Genomic DNA, 22,438 nt, shown 5'->3' with positions numbered 1-22,438 from the left:
GTTGTATATGTGTGTAAAAAGTTGACGATAGGAATAGTTGCCTATAATGAAGAGGATTTTCTCCCAAACCTTTTATTGGATATGAAGGCTCAAAAATATCCGCATGAATTAATAGAACTTGTTCTTATAGATAGTAATTCCACTGATAGGACCAAGGGAATAATGGAGGAATTTAAAAAAATAAATACAGAATTCTATTCTATTCAGATATTAGATAATCCTAAAAAAAGGCAGGCTTCTGGTTGGAATATTGCAATTCAAAATTTTACTGGAGATGTACTTGCTAGAATTGATGCACATACAAAAGTCACTCCTGAATATTCTGAAAAAGTAATGCAGAATATTCAGGCTGGTGAAAAGGTAGTTGGAGGAATTAGACCATGTTTGATAAAAAATAATACACCATGGAGTAATGTATTATTACAGGTTGAAAATTCTTTATTTGGAAGTAATATTAATTTGAGCCGTAGGAGTAAAGAAAAAAAATATGTAAAATCTATGTTTCACGCTGCATATAGAAAAGAAGTTTTTAATAAAGTAGGGTTATTTAATGAACAATTATTGAGGACGGAAGATAATGAGTTTCATTATAGAGTAAGAAAAGCAGGTTATAACTTCTGTTATGATCCTTCGATTATTACTTATCAATATGCACGAAGTGATTTCAAAAGAATGATAAAACAAAAATATGGAAATGGCTTTTGGATTGGTCTTACTTTAAAAATTTGCCCAAGATGTATTAGTGTTTATCATTTGATTCCTTTTGTATTTGTGTTGTCAATTGTTGTAACAGGAATATTAGCATTTCGAGGTACCTGGCAGTTTGCAGTTGTTATGTGGGGATTATATGCTATATTTGCAGTAGGTAATACTTTGATATCGTGTATGAATAGTGGTATTTATTTGCAAAGTATTTTTATGCCGTTTATATTTTTAATTTTACATATTGGATATGGACTGGGAATATGTAAAGGGATTTTAAGTCGAAGAATAACTAATTAAGAGGAATACATATGGATTTAATATCTGTAATTGTTCCTGTATTTAAGGTGGAGCAGTATTTAAAGAGGTGTGTAAGCAGTATTTTAAATCAATCTTATAAAAATATTGAGATAATACTTGTGGATGATGGATCACCAGATAATTGCCCTGAAATATGTGATGATTTGTCTTCTAAGTATTCTAATATTACAGTTATACATAAAAAGAATGGTGGACTCTCTTCTGCAAGAAACGCTGGATTAGAAAAATGCAATGGACGATATATATCATTTGTAGATTCAGATGATTTTATTGATAAGAATTTTATTAATAGGCTATATGAATGTATTATAAAGTATGATGCTGATGTTGCAATGGTTATGTATGAAGAGACTTTTTTTGAGAAAAAAGTATCCAAAATAGTTTCTAAAAAAGAACGTATTTTTATTAATGAAGAAGTAGAAAAAGCTTTTCTTAGGTTGAAGATTGATAGTGTATGTGTAGGATTATATTCAAGTGAAATTGTCAAAAAATACAGGTTTATTGAAGGGAAGACAAGTGAGGATATTCCATTTAATTTTGAAATATTTAGAGAGATTAAATCTTTTGTTTTTATTCCTGAAAAACGATACTACTATTTTTATAATCCAAAATCAATAAGTAATGGAATTCTAGATAAGAATATGCTAAATTATCTGGATTTCCGAAAACAAATTTTTGATTATTATTCAGAAAAGAATAATGAATGTAAAAAAATAGCAGAGGCATTATATGTTCGTGCGGCAATGGGATTACAAACACATATGGCTATTTATGGTATTAGCAAAGACCTTAATGAGAAAGAATGTAAACGTATTTTTTCGTCTATTTATAGAAACCATAGAAAGACTTTTTTTGTAGAAAAAACTATTCCAATGTCAAGAAAACTTCTTGCAATATTGATATTTGATTTTTACGGGATAATAAAAATTATGAGGATGTACATAAAGTAATGTTGAAATAGGAGAGGATCAGGAGAATGAAGATTTTAGTTGATGGTCTCCCAGACGAGGTGGGAGGAGTGGGGACACTGATAATGGATCTCATATTATCTATAGAAAAGAGATATAATGTAATGTTTTTTTTTTTGATACATGAGAAATCAATCTATGTTGAAAAATTGAAATTAGGAAATAAAAGATATTTTTTCATTCCAAAACTGAATTATGTTAAAAGCTATATAAGCTGCATAAAGAGGATTATGGCAGAAAATGATTTCGATTATATTTGGATTAACAACACTAGTAAAGTTAATATACTATTATTAGAATGTGCAAACAAGAATAATATAAGTATTATCATGCATTCTCATGGTACAAATAATGAAGAAAAAGGAATAAAAAAATTTATTTTTTTAATAATAGAGAATATTAATTCAAAAAGATTTTATTCGTTAATTGATATTCCATTTTCTTGTTCAAAGGATTCGGCCAATTATTTTTATGGAAAGTGTCAGGAGTTACATGATAAGGTTGTTATTATTAATAATGGAATAAAGATTTCCGAATATAAATTTGAAGAAACAGTGAGACAAAAAGTAAGATATGAGGTAGGTTTAAAAGAAGAGGATATTGCTTTAACTATGATTGGAAGACTGACTGCAGTAAAGAATCAGATTTTTTCACTGAAGTTATTAAAGAAACTTGATGATAAGTTTAAATTGGTACTATTTGGAGATGGGGAAGACCTAGAAATACTTGAAAAATTCGTTATGAATAATCAATTGTCATCTCGAGTATTTTTTATGGGAATGAGAAAGAATATATCTGCATATTTAAATGGAATGGATGTGTTTTTGTTGCCTTCATTCCATGAAGGGATACCATTTTCTATCATAGAGGCACAAGCAAATGGCATATCCTGCATTGTTTCAGATAGATTATCAAAGGAACTAGCAGTATCCGATTTAGTTTCTTTTTGTGATATTGAGAATTATGAGTATTGGTTAGAAAAAATATGTAGTTTAAATTTAAATTATAAACGAGAGCAATATTATAAAATTGTCAAAGCAAATGGATTTTCTATAGAACAATCAGCAGATAAATTTATGAAGGAAGTAGAACGGTTTAGGAGAAAATCGAAATGATAATAACAAGTACGATTATATTTTTATGTACATTGTCTTTTTTTGTACCTCGTAATAGACTTCATTTTTTCTTTGTTATTAGTGCAGTTTTATTTTCGGCATTATATTTTTGGTTTAGCCCGCCGATTGATTATGATTTATATAGACATTATCTTTCTTTTGAAAGTATGAAAAATGTATCTTTTCAAGATTTATTTGATAATCAATATATATTTGATAATAATTTGCTAAATGAATATTCTAAAGTATCTAAGGTTTATATTATTATATTATTTATTTTGTCCAGAATAGGTATAAAACAAATTTTGCCATGGATTGCGGGAGTGATTATATATACAGTAGCATCAGAAATGATTTGGCAGACAGGATCTGATTTAAATAGCAATAAAACAGCTATTCTTTTTGCCTTTTTCTTTTTATATTGTTGTATGGATTTTAGAAGTGTTAGTGGAATAAGAAATATGTTAGCATTTATTGTATTTTCTTTTGTATTGTATCAAGAACTTATCCAAAAGAAAAACAAGATATTATGTTGGATTTCGTATTTGTCATTATGTGGAATTCATATGTCATGTGTTATATTTGTTGGTTTGCGAATGGTTTTGTTAATAGGAAAAAGATGGATAAAGATTCCAGTAATATTTGTATGCTTTTTTTTATATGGTTTTTCGGATATAATAGCAGATTTTTTAACTAAATTTAATGAAATGCCATATTTAAATGCATTGAGATTACAGATAGAGGGATATTTGATTGGAAGATCTGAGTATAATCCAAAAGGTATATTTATTTATTTGATTATAGAAGTAGGTGTGCTTTTTTTGTATTTAGAAGTATATAAAAATAAAAAATTTAAAAAATATATGGGGCAATATGGTGAATATTGTTTATATGTAGTTATGTTTGCGTTAGGAAGCATTAGAAACTACGATTTGTTTGTGAGATCAAATATAATAATAATTTCTTTATTCTTACCAATAATTGTTTTTTATTTTACATATATAATTGAGTTTAAAGGAGGGGGTATAAGGGGAATCAGTAAAAGAAATGATTTTAAATTTAATGCTGTAATAGTATTTTCCTTTTTGCTGGTAATATTCTTCGAGTTTTATTGTAGAATAAGATTAAATTATATAGTAATGGATCTATACTTTGGATAGGAGAAAAATGATTAGTATAATTATACCTATTTATAATGCAGAGCAATATTTAGATAGCTGTATAAGAAGTTTAGTTCATCAAATATCATATGATGATCAAATTATTCTGGTCAATGATGGATCGAAAGATGGAAGCTATGATATATGTTGCAGATATTCAAATGAATATCAAAATGTAATTTTAGTAAATCAGAAAAATCAAGGTGTAATTATTGCACGAAAAAGTGGATTAAGTAAAGTGAATAATCCGTATGTATGGTTTGTAGATGCTGATGATTTTGTTGAACGAGATGCAATAAATGAGATAAAAAATAAAATTAAATTATATGAACCGGATATACTTTGGTTTGATTATTTAAGATATGATAAAGAAAACAAATATAAGAAGGAATTATCGCATTTTTTATTTGATAAGATACTTAATAAAAGTGAAATAAGAAAGAGTATTATACCCAAAATGTTATACTTTGATGGCTTTTATGATTTTGGAATTGAACCAAGTTTGTGGAATAAAGTTATAAAAAAGAAATTTCTGGTGAAAGCATATAGAAGTGTACCTCATGGAATATTCTTGGGAGAAGACGGCTTGATTTTATATCAATGTGTTATGGAAGCGGATACAATATATAGATTTGATAAAGCATTATATATATATCGTGAAACAACAGGTTCAGTAACACAAAATAGAGAAAGACAACTCTTTGAACAAAATAAATTACTTTTTTCTTATTGGGAAAAATTAATGGGAGATTTTTTTAAAGATATAGCAAATCGTAGACAATTTGAGTGTTATAAAATGTATTTAAATTGGTTTGCTGTAGAAGATAATTTTATTAAAATTTTTATGTCTAAAATACATTTTATAGATAAAATTAAACAATTAAATAAGTTGAAGATAAAATATAAAACTTCGATGAATGATAGTAAGTTGAAGATAAGTTATTGGAGCAATTTGACTATACCTCAATTTGTTAAAGTGTTTCTGTTAAATAGGGGGAATATAATTTCTTTATATATTATCTGGAGAATAGGAAATTATAGATCACTTAAAAGAAAATAGAGGAGAAATTATGATAGTTTTTTACGCTTTTACACCATATCAGATTTTTAATTGTGTGAACATAAAATTAAGTTGGTACAAAAAAAATAAAGCTATACTCATTTTAATAAATCCGAATGAGAATAATCTTTTCGAATTTTGTTCAAAAAAATATTTAATAAAAATTTTTGCAGAAATTATTTCATTAGAGAGTGGAATAGTAGATTATAATCATGGATTTATAAAAAAGATTATTACATACTGTTATTCATTATATAGATTAAGAGTAACAAAATTAAAAATTCTAAAAATCAATATATCAGATGAAGTTACTGATATATTTACATATGGTAGCTCTCCAGAATTATATATTATTGATAATTATGTCACTCGGAAAAATGGATATGCCGCTCGTTTGATTACTTATGAAGAAGGAACAGGATCATATTTGTGGGTTGCAAATAATGCATTGAATAGTATATATACTTTTTTTTTGAAAGTGTTTATCAATGTTAAAGTAAAAAAAACATTTGATGAATTGCTGCTATACAGTCCTTCTTGCATATCCTATTCCAAAGTTTGTAATGTTAAAGCAATGCCGAGAATTGATATAAAACAAAATATTGACATATTTAATGGAATTTTTAATGTTAAAAATATAAATAGTGAAAATTGCATATTACTTTTGGGTCCAGATCAAAATATCGATCTAAAGATTGCTGAGATATTTAAAGATTTGCAATATCAATCTTTGAGAGTGAGATTACACCCAAGATCAAAAAAAATAGAGAGGTACAATAGTTTAATGAAATCTGAAAATCAAAGAATAATGTGGGAAATGGTATGTATGAATTCCGATTTATCAGATAGTGTATTGATTTCATATTTTTCCACATCAACATTTACGCCTAAGTTAATTTTTGGAATGGAACCGTATTTGATTTTTTTGTTTAATATGGATGAATTAAAGCATGAGAAATATACCAATGACGAGGGGGTTTTAAAACCTATAATGATTGATTTGTTTGAGAATTTTAGGGATACATATGAAGATAAGGACAGGATTTTTTGCCCCACTAATTTGGAGGAATTAAAAGAGATATGTTATCATCTCAAAGTAAAATGAGAAATGCTAAGAAATCATGGAATAAAATTGCTATAATTAATCTGGTTAGTACAATTGTGTTACAGGGAATAGCTTTTTTTTCTGCACCTATATTTTCTAGATTATTGGGTACCTCAAATTATGGAATAATTTCGGTGTATAGAACATGGGTATCTTTGGCAGCTACGATTCTTTCTCTTCAATTAGCTAGTACAATAGCTAATGCCAGAGCAAGTTTTAATTCAGAAGATCAGGAAAAATATCAATCAAGCGTAATGTCACTATCCATTCTTGTATATGGGATGTTATCAATACTAGTCTTGATTGTATGTGTTATCCTATCAAATTATATGTCCATAAATATTTTAATGGTAGTATGTGTGTTGTTTCAAGGATTAGGAACATATTTGGTAAATACTTTGAATTCAAAATTGACCTATGAATTTAAAGCAAATAAAAATGCTTTGATTGCTATTGTTTTAAGTGTGGGAAATATTGTATTTTCATTGATATTTGTGTTATTACTTGATAAAGATAATAATTATTGGGGTAAGATATTTGGCGAACTTTTAATTAATATATTAGTAGGATTGATAGGTTATGTCTTGATCTTTCATAAAGGAAAAACTTTTTATAATAAAGAATATTGGAAATTTACAATACCGATTGCTTTACCAACGATATTTCACTTATTGGCAAATATAATATTATCACAATCTGATAAGTTGATGTTACAAAAATTTCTTGGTAATTCATCGGTTGGTGTGTATGCAATGGCATTTACATTTGCAAGTATTATGTCGACTATATATGGCGCATTAAATAATACATGGGTTCCTTTCTATTTTGAATATACAAAGTATCGCCAATTAGATGAAGTGAAAAAGCATGCGAGGAATTATGTGGAATTATATACAATTATATCATGTGGTTTTATACTTTTATCGAGAGAAGTATTTCATATAATAGCTGATAAATCTTATTGGAATGGAACAAGTTATATTGTTGTTTTTGCTGTAGGGCTATATATGGTATTTTTGTATAGTTTTCCTGTGAATTTTGAGTTTTATTATAAAAAAACGATATTAATTGCTATAGGTACTACATTAGCTGCTATCTGTAATATATATTTGAATTATATATTTATAAGAGTATATGGGGCTATAGGTGCTGTATTAGCAACTACTATATCATATATCTTACAATTTATTTTTCATTATATTTGTGCACAGAGAATTATAAAAGAAGAGTTTCCATATTCAATGAAGATATTTCTTCCAGGAATAGGAATAGTGTATACTGTTGCAATATTTTCTTTATTATCTCAGTCTTATATTATTATTAGATGGTTATTGGCTGGAGGTATTGGAATTTATTTATTAAAGAAAATATATAGTAGAAAATCTTTGTTTTGAAGAATGTATTATTAGAGAAATATATTAGTGAGGTGAATAAAATGTTTTAAAATGATCAAATGCTAGGTAAATATGTAGCAGAAATGATATGTTTTGCAATATTTGAAGATGAGGAAAATAAGAAAATTTTTGATTTATTTGAGCACTCTTGGAAACTCAATAGAGAATAAGCAGGAAAGGGTTGATTTTCAGAAATGAGAGGGATAAGGGATGGATGATTATGGGGCTTGAGCAGTCCAGAGAGCATAAAGAATAAAAATGTGCATGACTTTAAAACCTGTCGGAAAACAGGCCTGAAAGAATCCAGAAGCAGGAAACTTGGTTTATGCCGCTGCCTGCACCTGCTGTTTATAGCGGGCATCCAGATGGATGCAGATTCCAATCATGGTCGTCATGAAAGAATAATGCTCCTTTGTGTGTATGAACATACGGTGCAGTCCGTAATCATTGAGGATGCGGTTGTTGATACGTTCCGTGGCGGTGCGTTGATTATAAATCTTCTTATAAGCATCTGTGCCGCGGGGGACGTCGGTGTAAAGCCGGATATGCTGCAGCCGCCCTTCAAAGTTAAAAGGGATATCCTTCCCGCTCATGAGCCGTTTTTCGATAGATTCTGTGATTTTGGGCTTTGCCTCCTGTGCTTTCTGTTTTTTGCCTTTGGGCTTATCCGGCTTTTTGGTGTTCCAGGAAGCCGGAAGCAGTTTGTCCCGCGCATATAAGTCCGTTGGCGGTGCAGTCCAGAGCCTGTCCATGAAGTCAAAATAAGAACCGAGGGGCGGCAGGGAATCCGTAGTGCAGCCGATGAGAGCGGCAAGGAGGCGGTCATGTTTGAGCCTGTCGACCCAAAGGGTAAGGGATAGCTTGGCCAAACCTTCTGAAAATAGAAGAAAGAAAAGGATAAAAGACCTTAAGATTTGTGGCTGGTTCTTAGCGGGCCTGCCAGTGTTGGAGTAAAAGGGCAGAAGGAACTCCATGGCCTTATCGGTATCGAAAAGGCGGAGTTTCTGCCAAGGTTTCCAAAGCTCCGTATGGAGCCGGACTCTTTCAGAGGAATCGAAATGGACTTTGGATTCGTTGAGAAAGTACTTGTAATCTTGCATGGACTGCCAGTACTTGATCATAAAGTGCACCTCCTAGTAGTTTAGTTTAATGCTGTGCGTGTGGCACAGACGCTTCTTAACTACAAGGGGCGCGTTTGGTGACTGGCGTATATGGTCACCAAACGCGCCGCACATTTTGACTTATATGTCAATACTTTTTTGAAAATTTAACAAAAATGTTTTCCGGGATATGGAGGAAAGCAAAAAAGAAGAACATGAAAAAAGAGCGGAAATTCGGGCTTAAAGAGTTTCCGAGACTGCTCTATTTACGGAATGGAGGAAAATTGAAATTGGAAAAAACAGTGCAATACATAGTGGGTGTTATATAAGCGGTTGTAATTTAAAATTGGGAGATGCCAGTTATATTAATAGAAATTGTTTGATTGATGCGAATCATGCACAAGTTATAATTGGTAATAATGTAGGAATAGGGTACGCCAGTATATTATTAACAATATGTCATGATTATAGTAATGCGGACAAAAGGACAGGAGATGTTTATGGAAAATCTATTACCGTAAAAGACGGCGTTTGGGTCGGGGTGGTGTATTAATTTGTCCAGGTGTTACGATAGAAGAGGGATGTGTAATTGCTGCCGGAAGCGTTGTCACCAAAAATTGTGAAAAGAATGGTGTGTATGGAGGGAATCTGGCTAAATTGATTAAGAAGTTAGATACATTACAGTAATGAGAGGATAATGACATATGTTGAGTACATCATATGGAAACAAATTTCGTAAACATAAGTTCCGTACAATGGTAAATGGAGCAGGTAGAATAGGAACAGAAGTAACGATGATTAATGACAGGAGTTTTGTAGGTACCAGACCAGAGACTGTTAAATATGTGGATAGCTATACGAAAGAAATGAGGGCAACTCTGTTACTTCCGGCGGGAATTACAAGTGAAGCCTGTATTCGTTATAAAAATGAAGCTAGATTGTTGGAAAATACGGAGGATGTGGATAGACGATATATTGAATATGTTCTTCCAAGAAAAATGAAATATAATTTAGAAAGTATCAGGGAATTTAGTTTTTTTAGAGAGATTGAAACTATGTTTCGGACAGTTTTGGAAACAGATTTGAGTTATATGGGTATGCTTATCTTAGGTATGTTTGATGGGGTGTTTTTATTGGGGTATACCATGTCTTAAAATGGATAAAAGTATCGTTTGTTGATAATATTCATGTTTGGATAAATATTTATTGTCTGTATAATGGGGTTAAAACCCTCGCCTTAAGGCGAAACCTTTAGGTCAACCCTATATCTTCAAGTTTAGAAAAGGGAAAAAATAGAGATACTAAACTTGAGGTGAAGAATATGCAGCATTATAGAAAATCGTCACATTGTACGTATGACATTAAGTATCATTTGGTGTGGATTACAAAGTACAGGAAACCTGTGATTACAGGGAAGATAGCAATACGGACAAGAGAACTGATCCGAATCATCTGTCAAAGTAATGATGTGGAAATTTTGGCAGGGCATGTAGGAGCAGACCATATCCATATGCTGGTATCTGCTCCACCGCACTTGTCTGCAAGCAAATTGGTACAATATATCAAAGGGAATACATCCAGAAAGTTGCAAATGGAATATAAGGATTTGAATAAGCAATTCTGGGGACAGCATTTGTGGGCAAGAGGATATTTTGTGGCAAGTAGTGGAAATGTGACGGATGAAATCATCAGAGAGTATATCAAAAACCAGGATTTGCAGGAGAAAAACAAATCAGATAACTTCGAGATTGGATAAAATTAAAGTACAAAAGCATAAAGAAGAGCACGGACAACTTCAGGCTGCTTTAGCAGCAAATCGAACCTACCGGCTTTAGCCGGTAGTGGTTCAGTTAATATTGCTGCGTCCTTTTGGACAATTATAATGTGTTGTTTGATCATGGGTAGGAAGGGAAAAGTAATCTGGATTATACCGATTGCGATACAATGGATGATCTGCCTTCTGTCACCGATAAACGGAAGCGGAAGATATGGAATGGTTATATATGAAATTGTTCCAATCATTTTAGGAGTAACATTTAGTCAAAAAGAAACAATTCTCTTGGAGGAGGAATCCAATAATGTTTGATTTAAATCAATTTATATCAAAAGAAATAACAAAACGATCTCAGAGTATGTTCCTTACAGATATAGAGGCAAATGCTAGTGAGTTAAAACAAAAGATCGAAGGAAAGATATTACTCGTTATAGGAGGTGCAGGAAGTATAGGAAGTTCCTTTATTCAGGCAATCCTGCCGTTTAAGCCCTCTATGCTTGTAGTTGCGGATACCAATGAAAACGCCCTTGCAGAACTGACACGCGACCTGCGCAGCACCAGTAACATGTTCATCCCGAAAGATTATATTACATATCCTATGGATTTTGCTTCGGGTACATTTGAGAAGATGTTCCGCTCCCATAAAGGTTTTGACATAGTAGCAAACTTCTCGGCGCATAAACATGTCCGCTCAGAAAAGGATATCTATTCGATCGAAGCATTGATCAAGAACAATGTACTGCATGCGAAAAAGCTGTTGGATTTGTTAGCAGAGTTTCCGCCGGAGGAATATTTTTGTGTATCTACGGATAAGGCGGCTAATCCTGTCAATATAATGGGTGCAAGCAAACGCATTATGGAGGATGTGATATTCAGCTATTCGGATCGGTTTCCGGTTAAAACGGCACGGTTTGCGAATGTTGCGTTTTCCAATGGTTCACTGCCGGCAGGATTTTTAGCACGTATTTCCAAATTGCAGCCACTCAGTGCTCCGTCTGATGTAAAGCGTTACTTCGTATCGCCAGAAGAGAGCGGGCAGATCTGTATGTTGGCATGTATGCTGGGGAATAACAGGGAGATATTTTTCCCGAAGCTTTCGGATGCCCAGATGATGTCCTTTGATACGATCGCGGTCAGGCTTCTGCAGCAGCATGGATTTCGTGTGTTGGAATGCGGATCGGATGAAGAAGCAGTTGAGAAAGCCTTGGAATTGAAGAACGGAAGCGATATGTATCCGGTTCACTTTTCATGTTCCGATACATCGGGGGAGAAGCCGTCGGAGGAGTTTTTTACCGATGATGAAATGGTGGATATGGACCGCTTTGAGGCACTGGGAGTTATTGCGGTAAAAGAAATCGCGGAAAAGGAAAGAATTGAAAGACTGTTTGCAGAATTAGGAGATGAATTTGACAAGGAAGAAACAACGAAACAAAGAATTGTTGGGATTATGAAGTCATATCTTCCGAATTTTGAACATATTGAAACCGGAAAATCATTAGACAGTAAGATGTAGATAACAGGACAATGTCTCTGAACTGTTACAGATATAGTTCTTTGATTGAATATTTGACAGGAAGGCAGAGTACCATGAATAAGTTTATACCTTTATCTATTCCGAATTTTGAAGGAAACGAAAAAAAATATGTTGATGACGCATTAGAGCAGGGCTGGGTGTCGACCGGAGGTGCATATATTTCACGGTTGGAACATATGCTGGCTGATTTTTTACACACAGATAATATAGCGGCATGCCAGAGCGGTACGTCTGCCTTGCATCTTTCTCTGATAGAGGCAGGGGTAAGTCCGGGAGACACCGTCCTGGTTCCGCCTCTTACGTTTATCGCAGCGGTAAATCCTGTCAGATACCAGTTTGCCAGACCTGTATTTATTGACTGTGACGACAGCTTTTGTATGGATCCGGCGAAATTAAGAAGCTTCTGCGAAGAAGAATGTGAGTTTTCAGACGGAGTCCTGCTGTATGAAGGAAGCCCTGTCAAGGCAGTGGTTATTGTTCATGTATTTGGAAATATGGCTGATATGGAGAGCATCATGGATATTTCCGGCAGCTATAATCTTAAGGTGATCGAAGATGCCACAGAGGCGCTTGGTACATATTATACGGAAGGCAGATATGCGGGAAAATATGCGGGGACGATCGGTCATTTTGGGGCGTTCAGTTTTAATGGGAATAAGATTATTACGACAGGCGGCGGAGGTGCTGTGACAGCGGAGGCCAGGGTAGTAGACCATATCAGATATCTGTCCACCCAGGCAAAGGATGATCCGCATTATTATGTTCATCACGAAGTGGGATATAATTATCGGATGACGAACCTTCAGGCAGCGCTCGGCGCAGCGCAGATGGAGGAACTGCCGGAATTCATTAGACGTAAGCAGAAGAATTTTGAATTATATGCAGAAGAATTTGCGGGATTTGACCTGGCGGAGCTTATGCCGTTTCGGGAGGGGACATGCTCTAATAAATGGTTCTATTCCTTATTGCTTAATCGGGATAAGGTTACAGCGCCGATGCGTGAGATCATTACGGCGTTGGAACAGGAAGGGGTTCAGACCAGGGCGATCTGGGGACTTATTAACGAGCAGAAGCCTTATATAGGCGAGATCACATATAGATTGGAAAAGGCACCTTATTATGCTTCGAGGATACTTAACATACCTTCGAGCACACAGATTACAGCGGAAGAGATCCGGTATGTATCTGATAAGGTGAAGCAGGTGCTTGGTGGTTTGGCAGATGATTGATAAAGAACTTCAAAAATATGTAGGAACAGAAGAGATCACCGTTGTTGAAGCAATGCAGAAAATAGATATCAATACAGAAGGGATACTGTTTATTGCAGATGGAGAGGAACGGCTGGTGGGCAGCCTGACCGACGGTGATATCCGCAGATGGCTGATTCGGACCGGGAAATTAGACGTCAGAGCATCGCAGATGATGTGTAAGGATCCCAAATTTCTTTTAGAGGATGAGGCATACAGAAGCTTTGATTTTATGCGGGAGAATCAGATTACTTCCGTTCCGGTTCTGAGTTCGGATAAGAGAATTATGAATATCGTATTTGATTCTTATAAAAAGAAAAGTAAGACAGCGCATGGGAGATCGCTGCAGAATACGGCGGTCATAGTGATGGCAGGCGGTAAGGGGACGAGATTATATCCGTATACGAAGATTCTGCCGAAACCGCTTATCCCGATCGGTGACGTACCGATACTGGAGCGGATCCTTGACCGATTCAACAGGTTTGGCGCTGAAGATTTTTATCTTACCGTGAATTACAGGAAGGAAATGATCAAGTCATATTTTAAAGAGCTTGATCCCAGGTACACGATACATTATGTGGAAGAGGAGCAGCCTTTAGGGACGGCCGGAAGCATTCGTCTGATAGAGGAAGCGTTTGAGGCGCCGGTGATCATTACAAACTGCGATACGCTGATCGATGCGGATTATGGGGAGATCTTGAAGTTCCATAAAGAGGCCGGCAATGCGTTGACCATTGTATCTGCGCTGAAGAACATAACGATCCCCTACGGCGTCCTGCATGCACAGAAGCATGGGGAAGTCATTTCCATAGAAGAGAAACCGAGGCTTTCGTATTTTGTCAACACAGGGATGTATGTTATCGATCCTGAATGCATAACAACGATACCGGATCATACGTTTTATCATATGACCCATCTGACGGATCAGTTGATGGCAGACGGGTTAAAGGTAGGCATGTATCCTGTCAGTGAAAATGCGTTTCTTGATATGGGAGAATTTGAAGAGATGAAGAAGATGGAGGAACGGATCAACAGTGGTTCAATTAGGTGAAGAAGAATGGAACGTATTTTAATTATTGCTGAGGCAGGTGTGAATCACAATGGGAATCTGGAGACAGCAAAGCAGCTTGCCATGGCGGCGAAGGAATGCGGGGCGGATATAGTGAAGTTCCAGACTGCCCGGCTTGATTCCCTTGTTTCCAAATATGCCGGAACGGCTGAGTATCAGAAAAGGAACACAGGAAAAGAGGAGTCCCAGAAAGAAATGCTTAAGAAGTTATTGCTTTCTTTTGAGGATTTTATTGAGCTTGCAGATTATTGCAGGGAGATTGGGATACAATTCCTTTCGACTCCGTTTGATATAGAGAGCATACGGTTTCTGGATAATATGCAGGACATATGGAAGGTGCCGTCTGGAGAGATCACAAATTACCCTTATCTTGTAGAAATAGGAAAGACAAAAAAGAAGGTCATCCTGTCTACGGGTATGAGTACCATGAAGGAGGTTCATGAAGCTGTTGATACGCTAAAGAGTACGGGAACCCCTGAGCTGACCCTTCTGCACTGTACGACAGAATATCCGGCGCCGGTAAAAGAAGTGAATCTGAATGTTATGGATACCCTGAGAAGTGAATTTGGATGTCCGGTGGGATATTCCGACCATACACAGGGGATAGAGATCAGTCTGGCGGCCGCGGCTATGGGAGCGTCTGTAATAGAAAAGCATTTTACCCTGGACAGGAATATGCCGGGACCAGACCATAAAGCGAGTCTTGAGCCGGACGCCTTGAAGCGGCTGGCGGAGGGAATACGCAAAATCGAACTTGCAAAAGGTACGCATGTAAAAGAACCTGTATTGTCTGAAATCAAGAACAGAGACGCAGCGAGAAAAAGCATTGTTGCGCTGAGAAATATAACGAAAGGTGAACGGTTCTCAGTACATAATCTTACAACAAAACGGCCGGGTAACGGAATATCGCCGATGATGTGGAATGAAGTGATCGGGCAGGAAGCAAACAGAGATTTTGAAGAGGATGAGCTGATAGAGATATGAAGAGAATAGCGATCGTAACTGCAACCAGAGCTGAATATGGGTTGTTAACGCCGTTGATCCGTGCAGTAGATTCTGACAGGGAGTTGGAGCTTGATCTGATCGTTACGGGGACACACTTGTCAGAAAAGCACGGGAATACGATATCATTTATCCAGGATGACGGATTCCTGATAGCACATAAGATCCCGATTCTGGAGGAAGGAAATACGCCTTATGACATTTCATTGACCATGGCGAATGCGGTGAAGGGATTCGCCGAATGTTTTAGGAAGGACAGACCGGATGCGCTGGTCATACTCGGCGACCGGACGGAGATGCTCGGTGTTGGATGTGCCGCGATGAATGAACAGATTCCGATCCTACACATCCATGGAGGCGAAGTGACGGAGGGTGCGGTGGACGACTGTGTCCGCCATGCTTTGACAAAAATGAGCTGCCTTCATTTTACAGCGGCGGAAAGATACCGCAGCAGAGTGATTCAGTTGGGGGAAGATCCGTGCAGGGTATTTAATGTAGGTTCACTTGGAACGGAAAATATACTCCATGCTCCGCTGATGAAGGAGGATGAGGTTCGGAAATCAGCGGGGATCCCGGCAGGTATGCCGTATGCAGTGGTCACGTTTCATCCGGTGACTTTGGAGAGGGAGGCGGCCAGGGAGCAGACGAAGGAACTGTGTCAGGCCATGTGTGACAGACAGGATCTATTTTTCCTGATGACGATGGCAAATGCGGATGCGGGAGGAGATACGGTCAATAGGATACTTGCGGAATTTGCCGAGAAACATGGCAATGCAAGATTGACGGCAAATCTTGGGATGGTGCGTTATCTGAGCGCTGTGAAATATGCACGGTTTGTGTTAGGCAATTCTTCCAGCGGGATATTAGAAGCGCCGGTACTCGGAACTCCGGCAGTAAATATAGGAGAGCGTCAGAGAGGCAGGATGTTGGCGGAGAGTGTGATCTGCTGTGAACCGGGAGCAGAAGAGATAAAGGCAGCTATATTAACGGCGGAAAAGACGAAGCATTGTCCGGCGTATCTGTACGGGGACGGGACGGCGTCGGAGCGGATCGTTGATATCATAAAAGGCGCTTTTGATAAGGGAATAGAAGTGAAAAAATCTTTTTATGATCTGTAGAATATGGAGCAGCAGATGAAAACATTATTTTTAATTCCTGCGAGAGGCGGGAGTAAAGGCATACCGAGGAAAAATATAAAAGAACTTAACGGGAAACCACTGATTCAGTATAGTATTGATGTAGCGAGACGATTGACAGGAGATGAGAATATCTGTGTATCTACAGATGATCGCGAAATTATAGAGGTTGTTGAAAAAAGTGGATTGGAGGTCCCATTTATACGGCCGGAGAGTTTAGCGGCGGATATTGCAACAACTAATGATGTTATCTGTCATGCGTTAAATTTTTATAAAGATAAAGGAATTGCATATGACAATATTGTTCTTCTGCAGCCAACCTCTCCGCTGAGAACAGCAGATCAGGTAAAAGGTGCAATGAATCTCTATTCTGATGATATAGATATGGTGGTATCTGTTAAGGAAAACAAGGGTTCTGTTATCTTATTCAAAGAGAATGCCAAAGGATATTTGGAGCATGTGTTTGATACTGCGAATGGAATCCGCCGGCAGGACGCACTAAGATTGTATGAATATAATGGGGCTATTTATGTTATGAATAGCAGATCAATACTTGAAAAAAGCATGTCAGGTTTTACCAAAATAAAGAAGTATATTATGCCTGAAAAAGATTCTATTGATATTGATAATATGTTGGATTGGAAAATATGTGAAATTATCATGGGATCTGATATTTTATGAGGAAAGAAATGAGTAATAATGTGGCGAATAACCAGAATCTTATATTGGTCGGTGGCGGGGGACATTGCAAATCTATTCTCGATACTTTGATACGAATAAATCTATATGATAATATATGTATCTTGGATCCGGAGGTGCATCCTGGAACAAAGCTTTTAGATTATGCGACAGTAATTGGCGGTGATGAACTTCTTGTTTCATTATATGAAGAAGGCGAGAGACAAGCTTTTATTGCGGTAGGTTCAATTAAATCATCTTTGGTAAGAAGTAAACTGTATGATTCCATAGTAGATATTGGTTTTAGTTCTCCTAATATTATTGATCCAAGTGCCGTTATAAGTTCTTCTGCGTCATTAGGTTTGGAACAGGATGAGGAGCATAAAGGTGCAGGAATTTTTGTAGGAAAGGGAGTGATTGTCAATGCAGATGCGAGTATTGAGAGGTGTGCAATTATTAATACATCTGCGGTTATAGAACATGAATGTCAGGTTGGTGCATTTACGCATATAAGTGTTAATGTGACTTTGTGCGGGCAGGTTACTGTGGGTGATCATTCATTTATAGGAGCTGGAAGTACAGTTATTCAAGGAATAGAAATAGGGAGTAACGTAACAATAGGAGCTGGAAGCCTTATTCTTAGAGATGTGAAAGATGGAGAAAAGGTGACAGGAATTGTAAAAGAGAGGAGACATAGTTGTGCTTTCTAATAATCAAAGAATTATTAATCATTCAAATCATGAATCAAAACAAAAAATCATCGATTATATGTCATATTACGGCATTGCAATTGTAGCAGCGCCAACAGGTTATGGAGGTGATTTCTATCAGATAAAGCATATAAATGATAAATTCAGTATACTTAAAATTCAGGAATTGACAGGTTACAGTATTCAATGTGCCTATGGATATATCAATTTGAAGGGGCGGCAAGTAATGTATTATAGAACATTGGATGATGCGTTTTCAACATTAAAGGCAATATATAATCTAATGAATAATAAGTCTTTGGATGCGGATTTTTAATATAATAAAAGATGTAAGAAAGAAGATGATCATATGATTAATGCAGATAACGTAATAATACAGTCATATTTTGAAAACAATGAAGGAAATATCACAAATAATATAAACGCAACAAATATTAATAGTAACAATGAAGGAAATACGTTAAATATGATGTATCTTTCTGAACTTGAAAATGTGCTGGATCGCCTGCAAGAAACATGCGATGTAGAAGAGGGAAATAAATATATACGAGATATTCGATATGAATTTAATTTCCAAGCGCAAGGTTAAATCCACCGCCTTTTAGGCGGTCAAGCTTTAGCGGCATTTCCTTTCAGTAGCAATTGTGATAAAATACAGCAATAGGAGGTGCTGTAGAAATGGCAGAATATAGGAGCAGTAGTCATACCGTATATGATATTAAGTATCATTTTGTGTGGATAACGAAGTATAGATATAAGATACTAAGAAAAAATGTAGCCTTTAGGCTACGGGAACTGCTGCAGCAAGGATGTGATGCACGGAACATAAAGATACTGAAAGGCAGTATAGGAGTGGATCATGTGCATATGCTGCTTTCGTGTCCAACCAATCTGGCGCCAAGTCAGATCATGCAATATCTGAAAGGAAGGTCGTCAAAGTTGTTACAGGATGAGTTCCCGGAGTTGAGAAAGAGATATTGGGGACAGCATATGTGGGGAAGAGGATATTTCTGCGGGACAGTAGGAGAAGTAGATGAAGAGACGATAAGAAACTATATCGAAAATCAGGGAAAAGAAGAAGATAATTTCAAAATCGAGGAACAATAGCTACTTAGAGTAGAGCTTTTAGGCGACTTTAGTCGCAAATGAAACAGGCTTTAGCCTGCAAGCGACTTTCAGGCGCAAAAAGTGGTCTTTAGACCACAACAACCCACCGTCTTCAGACGGTGGTAGTTGAGTTCGGGGAAGCCTAACGTGGGAAGAATCCAGGCTGCATTTAATCTGTTAAAAAGAGTGTGTTCAAATAAAAAATTTCTTGACGCAGTAACAGTATTTGGAAATTTATTGATTAGAGCAGCTAAGTAACAAGTATGGTAAGTGTATAAAAGCTTTACGTTCAAATACCCTTTTGCTATAATGTATAAGTCTTTGAAAGCGATATTAACTTCTTTAGGCGTGAATCTGACCGATATTGACGTGATAAAAGAGTAATTGCTTATTCGGAACTTGAGTTTTAGATTTTCACAAGTAATTAGTGCCTGCTGATTAAACTTAAAATGCTTGATTTTACTGACTTTTCTGGCTGTTTGGTATATAATACTTGCAAGATAATAGAAATTAATCGTTCATTTTTCGTGCAGATAACCTTAAAAATATACAAGCAGGGAGTCCAATATATGTATAAATATCTTGATAAGTTACAACATTCATTCCTCGATTTTAACCAGCCATTAGGAATGCATATGAATCCTGAAAACAGATGGGTGCGTTTGGCAGAACAAATTCCATGGGATGTTTTTGAATCAAAATATGCTGATCTGTTTCCAAATGATACAGGAAACGTTGCAAAGCCTTTGCGTACGGCTCTTGGTTCATTAATTATCCAAAAGAAACTCTGTTTCTCAGACCGCGAACTTGTGGAACAGATTACAGAGAATCCATATCTGCAATACTTCATAGGGCTTCCAGGTTATCAGGAAGAACCACCGTTTGATGCAAGTACCCTTGTCCTTTTCCGGAAACGTTTGTCTTCTGAGATCATCATGGAAGCAAATGACTATATTTTGAATCATGATGATAAGAAGGATCCTCCGTCAAAAGACTCTTCTGAAAAGAGGGATTGTGAAAAGGGTCAGGAAGATGCAGTGAATCAAGGGACATTGATTATAGATGCCACCTGTGCACCGGCTAACATCCGATATCCCCAGGACGTATCCCTTTTAAATGAAGCAAGAGAAAAACTGGAGACGATCATTTATCGGTTTTGTAAATCCTATGGACTGCCGTTACCGAGACGTTACCGTAAAAAAGCCCGGAAAGAATATCTGTCTTTTGCGAAAGGGAAGAAACATTCCAAAAAGCAGGTGCGAAAGGCGGTAAAGAAACAGCTGTCCTATGTCCGGAGGGATCTTGGATATCTGGAGAAATACATGGAAGAGGGCTATGCGCCAGTAAAAAAGGAGATTCCGTTTTTGGTGACGATTATGAAACTGTATGAGCAACAGTTGTACATGTATGAGAACAAAACGCATACGGTCGAACACCGCATTGTAAGTATTAGTCAGCCGTGGCTGCGTCCGATCGTAAGGGGGAAAGCGAAAGCACCGGTAGAGTTTGGGGCGAAACTGGACTTAAGCATAGATGAAAAAGGTTATAGTCGGATTGAACAGATCTCATTTGAAGCATACAATGAAAGTGTTTACCTTCAGGAAGCGGTCATGAGATACTATAACCGGACAGGGCATTATCCAGAACGGATACTGGTAGATCAGATCTACCGGACCAGAGAAAACCGAAAGTTTTGTAAAAGCAAAGGGATTCGGATGTCTGGTCCTAAACTGGGACGGCCAGGGAAGAAAAAACAGACAAAGATAGAGAAGAAACAGGAATATCAAGATAATACGGACCGAATTGAAGTGGAACGGGAATTCAGTGTTGAAAAACATAGTTATGGATTAGGATTAATCGTAACCAAACTGGAGGAAACACAACTCACATCAATAGCGTTATCGGTACTTACAGCGAATCTCTTCAAAATGCAAAGAAGGATTCTCTGCGCCCTGTTGAGTCGCTTAAGAGGCTTCTCCGAAGAGATTTCGGGGAAGTTAATAATAGTGGCTTAATCAGCAGGCACTAATTAAAAATGGTGTAAAGCCGCTGGAAATGTAGCTCTGACGCTTAAAAAAAAATTAATAAAAAAACCTCCCATTTTATGGGAAGATGCGCGATAATAGAAGTAACCAGACAACTATTTTTTCGCACCACCATAAAAGAGAGGAGGTTTTACTATGAAGCAAGAATAAAAATCAGAAGAAAAGAGGTTAGGGAACACCTGGAACAGTTGAACCTTGCATGTGAATTAGCCAAGCTAATCCGGCATTTTTTCCCAGATCTTTTACCCCTGTTAAAACAGATTCCAGATCCCAGAAACCAGAGCTATATTACCTATCCTGCTGTGTTACTTCTTATGACCCGTATCCTTTCTTCTCTATTTTACATCAGCAGTATGAGGAAAACAAGTGAAGAATTCAATTCCAGTGAAATGATCAAAAACATCTGGCATCTATCCGGGGAGGAACAGACCGTGGAGGAGCTTCCCTACTGGGAAACCATCAACCGGTATCTGGAAAAAGTAGATCCGGAAAAATTGCAGGACATCTTAAACCGCCTTTGCAGCAGGCTTCTTTGCAGCCGGGCTTTTGAAAATATGCGAATCAGGGGCAAGTACTGGCAGGTGATCATAGATGGAACGCAGCTTTGCAGCAGCCGGAGGGAACTGGATGGGAAAAGCCTGCACCGGACCCATAACAAGGGGACGGAAAAAGAGTATCAGGAGAACTATTATTATGTGCTGGAAGCAAAGCTGGTACTGCATCCGAAAATCCTGATCAGTATTCAGACGGAATTTGTGGATAATGAAGAGGGAAAAGAAATGGAGAAACAGGACTGTGAAAGGAAGGCCTGCTGGCGTTTAATGGAAAAGCTGAAAAAAGCGTTTCCAAGGTTGCCGATCTGCCTGTGCGGGGACAGTCTGTATGCCTGTGAAGGTTTCTTTGAGAGATGCAAAGGAAAAAACTGGCGGTATATCCTGCGGTATAAGGAGGGGAGCATCCCGAGCATTGGGGAAGAATACAGAGAACTGAAAGAAATGGAGAAGAATTACCAGGAGCGCGAAACACAGACTGGGAAGGAATGGTATGATTATGTGACAGATATAGATTATAACCCTAAAGTAGGATAATACGTACTAAAAACCTTTTTCAATTGGTCATAACACCCTTTGAACCTTAAAAAAGTGCCGATTTTACGCCATTTTTGCTTGATTTTATTTGAGTGTGTATTATAATGATGATAGATATAAATA

General features: G+C 36.5%; 22 protein-coding genes. 21 read left to right on the top strand and 1 reads right to left on the bottom strand.

From position 1 onward, the window contains the following. Window positions 1-9: 9 nt before the first annotated feature. Genes VSQ62_RS15865 through VSQ62_RS15835 form a run of 7 tightly spaced genes read left to right on the top strand, consistent with a single transcriptional unit; the run spans window position 10 to window position 7,825 of the window. Window positions 10-1,002 (top strand): glycosyltransferase family 2 protein, encoded by a 993-nt coding sequence (locus VSQ62_RS15865; RefSeq protein WP_334635785.1) that lies wholly within the window; start codon window positions 10-12, stop codon window positions 1,000-1,002. A gap of 11 nt (window positions 1,003-1,013) precedes the next feature. Continuing rightward, window positions 1,014-1,973: a glycosyltransferase family 2 protein gene (locus VSQ62_RS15860; protein ID WP_334635784.1), complete on the top strand. Its 960-nt coding sequence runs from the start codon at window positions 1,014-1,016 to the stop codon at window positions 1,971-1,973. 26 nt (window positions 1,974-1,999) lie between these two features. Beyond that, the gene (locus tag VSQ62_RS15855; RefSeq protein ID WP_334635783.1) at window positions 2,000-3,106 is read left to right on the top strand and encodes a glycosyltransferase; all 1,107 of its coding nucleotides are present in this window, start codon (window positions 2,000-2,002) and stop codon (window positions 3,104-3,106) included. Continuing rightward, window positions 3,103-4,266, top strand: coding sequence for a hypothetical protein (locus VSQ62_RS15850; protein ID WP_334635782.1), 1,164 nt, complete (start codon window positions 3,103-3,105; stop codon window positions 4,264-4,266). The genes VSQ62_RS15855 and VSQ62_RS15850 overlap by 4 nt, the downstream gene beginning before the upstream one ends. A gap of 7 nt (window positions 4,267-4,273) precedes the next feature. Beyond that, window positions 4,274-5,326 (top strand): glycosyltransferase family 2 protein, encoded by a 1,053-nt coding sequence (locus VSQ62_RS15845; RefSeq protein ID WP_334635781.1) that lies wholly within the window; start codon window positions 4,274-4,276, stop codon window positions 5,324-5,326. 10 nt (window positions 5,327-5,336) lie between these two features. After that, entirely contained in the window at window positions 5,337-6,431 is a 1,095-nt protein-coding gene (locus tag VSQ62_RS15840) for a polysialyltransferase family glycosyltransferase (RefSeq protein WP_334635780.1), read from the top strand. Further along, a complete protein-coding gene (locus tag VSQ62_RS15835) occupies window positions 6,407-7,825 on the top strand; it encodes a lipopolysaccharide biosynthesis protein (RefSeq protein ID WP_334635779.1) in 1,419 nt (472 codons plus the stop codon). Before VSQ62_RS15840 ends, VSQ62_RS15835 begins: the two co-directional genes overlap by 25 nt. A 323-nt stretch (window positions 7,826-8,148) precedes the next feature. Here the strand turns inward: VSQ62_RS15835 and VSQ62_RS15830 are convergent, their stop codons facing one another. Further along, on the bottom strand, window positions 8,149-8,946 hold the full coding sequence (locus VSQ62_RS15830; protein WP_334635778.1) for a hypothetical protein: 798 nt from the start codon (window positions 8,944-8,946) through the stop codon (window positions 8,149-8,151). A gap of 683 nt (window positions 8,947-9,629) precedes the next feature. Here VSQ62_RS15830 and VSQ62_RS15825 point away from each other — a divergent pair. The 14 genes from VSQ62_RS15825 to VSQ62_RS15760 all read left to right on the top strand — a co-directional run bounded on the left by VSQ62_RS15825 (window position 9,630) and on the right by VSQ62_RS15760 (window position 22,315). Continuing rightward, a complete protein-coding gene (locus VSQ62_RS15825; protein ID WP_334635777.1) occupies window positions 9,630-10,079 on the top strand; it encodes a sugar transferase in 450 nt (149 codons plus the stop codon). Window positions 10,080-10,246: 167 nt separating this feature from the next. Continuing rightward, window positions 10,247-10,681, top strand: a complete 435-nt coding sequence (gene tnpA, locus VSQ62_RS15820; RefSeq protein WP_334632532.1) for an IS200/IS605 family transposase — start codon at window positions 10,247-10,249, stop codon at window positions 10,679-10,681. A gap of 322 nt (window positions 10,682-11,003) precedes the next feature. Continuing rightward, a complete protein-coding gene (locus tag VSQ62_RS15815; RefSeq protein WP_334635776.1) occupies window positions 11,004-12,212 on the top strand; it encodes a polysaccharide biosynthesis protein in 1,209 nt (402 codons plus the stop codon). A 74-nt stretch (window positions 12,213-12,286) separates the two neighbouring features. Then, window positions 12,287-13,462 carry a LegC family aminotransferase gene (locus VSQ62_RS15810; protein ID WP_334635775.1) on the top strand — a complete coding sequence of 392 codons (1,176 nt, stop codon included), beginning with the start codon at window positions 12,287-12,289 and terminating at the stop codon, window positions 13,460-13,462. After that, window positions 13,455-14,531, top strand: a complete 1,077-nt coding sequence (locus VSQ62_RS15805; RefSeq protein WP_334635774.1) for a sugar phosphate nucleotidyltransferase — start codon at window positions 13,455-13,457, stop codon at window positions 14,529-14,531. Before VSQ62_RS15810 ends, VSQ62_RS15805 begins: the two co-directional genes overlap by 8 nt. A 6-nt stretch (window positions 14,532-14,537) precedes the next feature. After that, complete coding sequence (neuB, locus tag VSQ62_RS15800) at window positions 14,538-15,533, top strand: N-acetylneuraminate synthase (protein WP_334635773.1); 996 nt, start codon at window positions 14,538-14,540, stop codon at window positions 15,531-15,533. Next, window positions 15,530-16,669, top strand: coding sequence for a UDP-N-acetylglucosamine 2-epimerase (gene neuC / locus VSQ62_RS15795; protein ID WP_334635772.1), 1,140 nt, complete (start codon window positions 15,530-15,532; stop codon window positions 16,667-16,669). Before neuB ends, neuC begins: the two co-directional genes overlap by 4 nt. Before the next feature lie 15 nt (window positions 16,670-16,684). Then, window positions 16,685-17,368, top strand: a complete 684-nt coding sequence (locus tag VSQ62_RS15790; RefSeq protein ID WP_334635771.1) for an acylneuraminate cytidylyltransferase family protein — start codon at window positions 16,685-16,687, stop codon at window positions 17,366-17,368. A gap of 8 nt (window positions 17,369-17,376) precedes the next feature. Then, the gene (locus tag VSQ62_RS15785; RefSeq protein WP_334635770.1) at window positions 17,377-18,075 is read left to right on the top strand and encodes an acetyltransferase; all 699 of its coding nucleotides are present in this window, start codon (window positions 17,377-17,379) and stop codon (window positions 18,073-18,075) included. Further along, window positions 18,065-18,391 carry a hypothetical protein gene (locus tag VSQ62_RS15780; protein WP_334635769.1) on the top strand — a complete coding sequence of 109 codons (327 nt, stop codon included), beginning with the start codon at window positions 18,065-18,067 and terminating at the stop codon, window positions 18,389-18,391. Before VSQ62_RS15785 ends, VSQ62_RS15780 begins: the two co-directional genes overlap by 11 nt. A 33-nt stretch (window positions 18,392-18,424) precedes the next feature. After that, the gene (locus VSQ62_RS15775; protein ID WP_334635768.1) at window positions 18,425-18,664 is read left to right on the top strand and encodes a hypothetical protein; all 240 of its coding nucleotides are present in this window, start codon (window positions 18,425-18,427) and stop codon (window positions 18,662-18,664) included. An 89-nt stretch (window positions 18,665-18,753) separates the two neighbouring features. Then, complete coding sequence (tnpA, locus tag VSQ62_RS15770) at window positions 18,754-19,182, top strand: IS200/IS605 family transposase (protein WP_334633451.1); 429 nt, start codon at window positions 18,754-18,756, stop codon at window positions 19,180-19,182. A gap of 569 nt (window positions 19,183-19,751) precedes the next feature. Then, window positions 19,752-21,197 (top strand): IS5 family transposase, encoded by a 1,446-nt coding sequence (locus tag VSQ62_RS15765; protein WP_334635220.1) that lies wholly within the window; start codon window positions 19,752-19,754, stop codon window positions 21,195-21,197. Window positions 21,198-21,286: 89 nt separating this feature from the next. After that, window positions 21,287-22,315, top strand: coding sequence for a transposase family protein (locus tag VSQ62_RS15760; RefSeq protein ID WP_334635767.1), 1,029 nt, complete (start codon window positions 21,287-21,289; stop codon window positions 22,313-22,315). Window positions 22,316-22,438 lie beyond the last annotated feature (123 nt).

Origin of the sequence: Sporofaciens sp. JLR.KK001, from assembly GCF_036941055.1 — a bacterium.
In the GTDB taxonomy this organism is placed as follows: domain Bacteria; phylum Bacillota; class Clostridia; order Lachnospirales; family Lachnospiraceae; genus Sporofaciens.
The sequence above is the reverse complement of the archived record's forward strand: the minus strand, read 5'-3'. Positions and strand labels throughout refer to the sequence as shown.

Bases quoted from the DNA above. Each gene is read 5' to 3' on its own strand.
- VSQ62_RS15790 (WP_334635771.1), top strand. From the start codon at position 16,685: ATGAAAACATTATTTTTAATTCCTGCGAGAGGCGGGAGTAAAGGCATA.
- VSQ62_RS15850 (WP_334635782.1), top strand. From the start codon at position 3,103: ATGATAATAACAAGTACGATTATATTTTTATGTACATTGTCTTTTTTT.
- tnpA (WP_334633451.1), top strand. From the start codon at position 18,754: ATGGCAGAATATAGGAGCAGTAGTCATACCGTATATGATATTAAGTAT.
- neuB (WP_334635773.1), top strand. From the start codon at position 14,538: ATGGAACGTATTTTAATTATTGCTGAGGCAGGTGTGAATCACAATGGG.
- VSQ62_RS15855 (WP_334635783.1), top strand. From the start codon at position 2,000: ATGAAGATTTTAGTTGATGGTCTCCCAGACGAGGTGGGAGGAGTGGGG.
- VSQ62_RS15835 (WP_334635779.1), top strand. From the start codon at position 6,407: ATGTTATCATCTCAAAGTAAAATGAGAAATGCTAAGAAATCATGGAAT.
- VSQ62_RS15765 (WP_334635220.1), top strand. From the start codon at position 19,752: ATGTATAAATATCTTGATAAGTTACAACATTCATTCCTCGATTTTAAC.
- VSQ62_RS15845 (WP_334635781.1), top strand. From the start codon at position 4,274: ATGATTAGTATAATTATACCTATTTATAATGCAGAGCAATATTTAGAT.
- VSQ62_RS15830 (WP_334635778.1), bottom strand. From the start codon at position 8,946: ATGATCAAGTACTGGCAGTCCATGCAAGATTACAAGTACTTTCTCAAC.
- VSQ62_RS15775 (WP_334635768.1), top strand. From the start codon at position 18,425: ATGATTAATGCAGATAACGTAATAATACAGTCATATTTTGAAAACAAT.
- VSQ62_RS15815 (WP_334635776.1), top strand. From the start codon at position 11,004: ATGTTTGATTTAAATCAATTTATATCAAAAGAAATAACAAAACGATCT.
- VSQ62_RS15810 (WP_334635775.1), top strand. From the start codon at position 12,287: ATGAATAAGTTTATACCTTTATCTATTCCGAATTTTGAAGGAAACGAA.
- neuC (WP_334635772.1), top strand. From the start codon at position 15,530: ATGAAGAGAATAGCGATCGTAACTGCAACCAGAGCTGAATATGGGTTG.
- VSQ62_RS15860 (WP_334635784.1), top strand. From the start codon at position 1,014: ATGGATTTAATATCTGTAATTGTTCCTGTATTTAAGGTGGAGCAGTAT.
- VSQ62_RS15825 (WP_334635777.1), top strand. From the start codon at position 9,630: ATGTTGAGTACATCATATGGAAACAAATTTCGTAAACATAAGTTCCGT.
- VSQ62_RS15840 (WP_334635780.1), top strand. From the start codon at position 5,337: ATGATAGTTTTTTACGCTTTTACACCATATCAGATTTTTAATTGTGTG.
- tnpA (WP_334632532.1), top strand. From the start codon at position 10,247: ATGCAGCATTATAGAAAATCGTCACATTGTACGTATGACATTAAGTAT.
- VSQ62_RS15785 (WP_334635770.1), top strand. From the start codon at position 17,377: ATGAGTAATAATGTGGCGAATAACCAGAATCTTATATTGGTCGGTGGC.
- VSQ62_RS15760 (WP_334635767.1), top strand. From the start codon at position 21,287: ATGGGAAGATGCGCGATAATAGAAGTAACCAGACAACTATTTTTTCGC.
- VSQ62_RS15805 (WP_334635774.1), top strand. From the start codon at position 13,455: ATGATTGATAAAGAACTTCAAAAATATGTAGGAACAGAAGAGATCACC.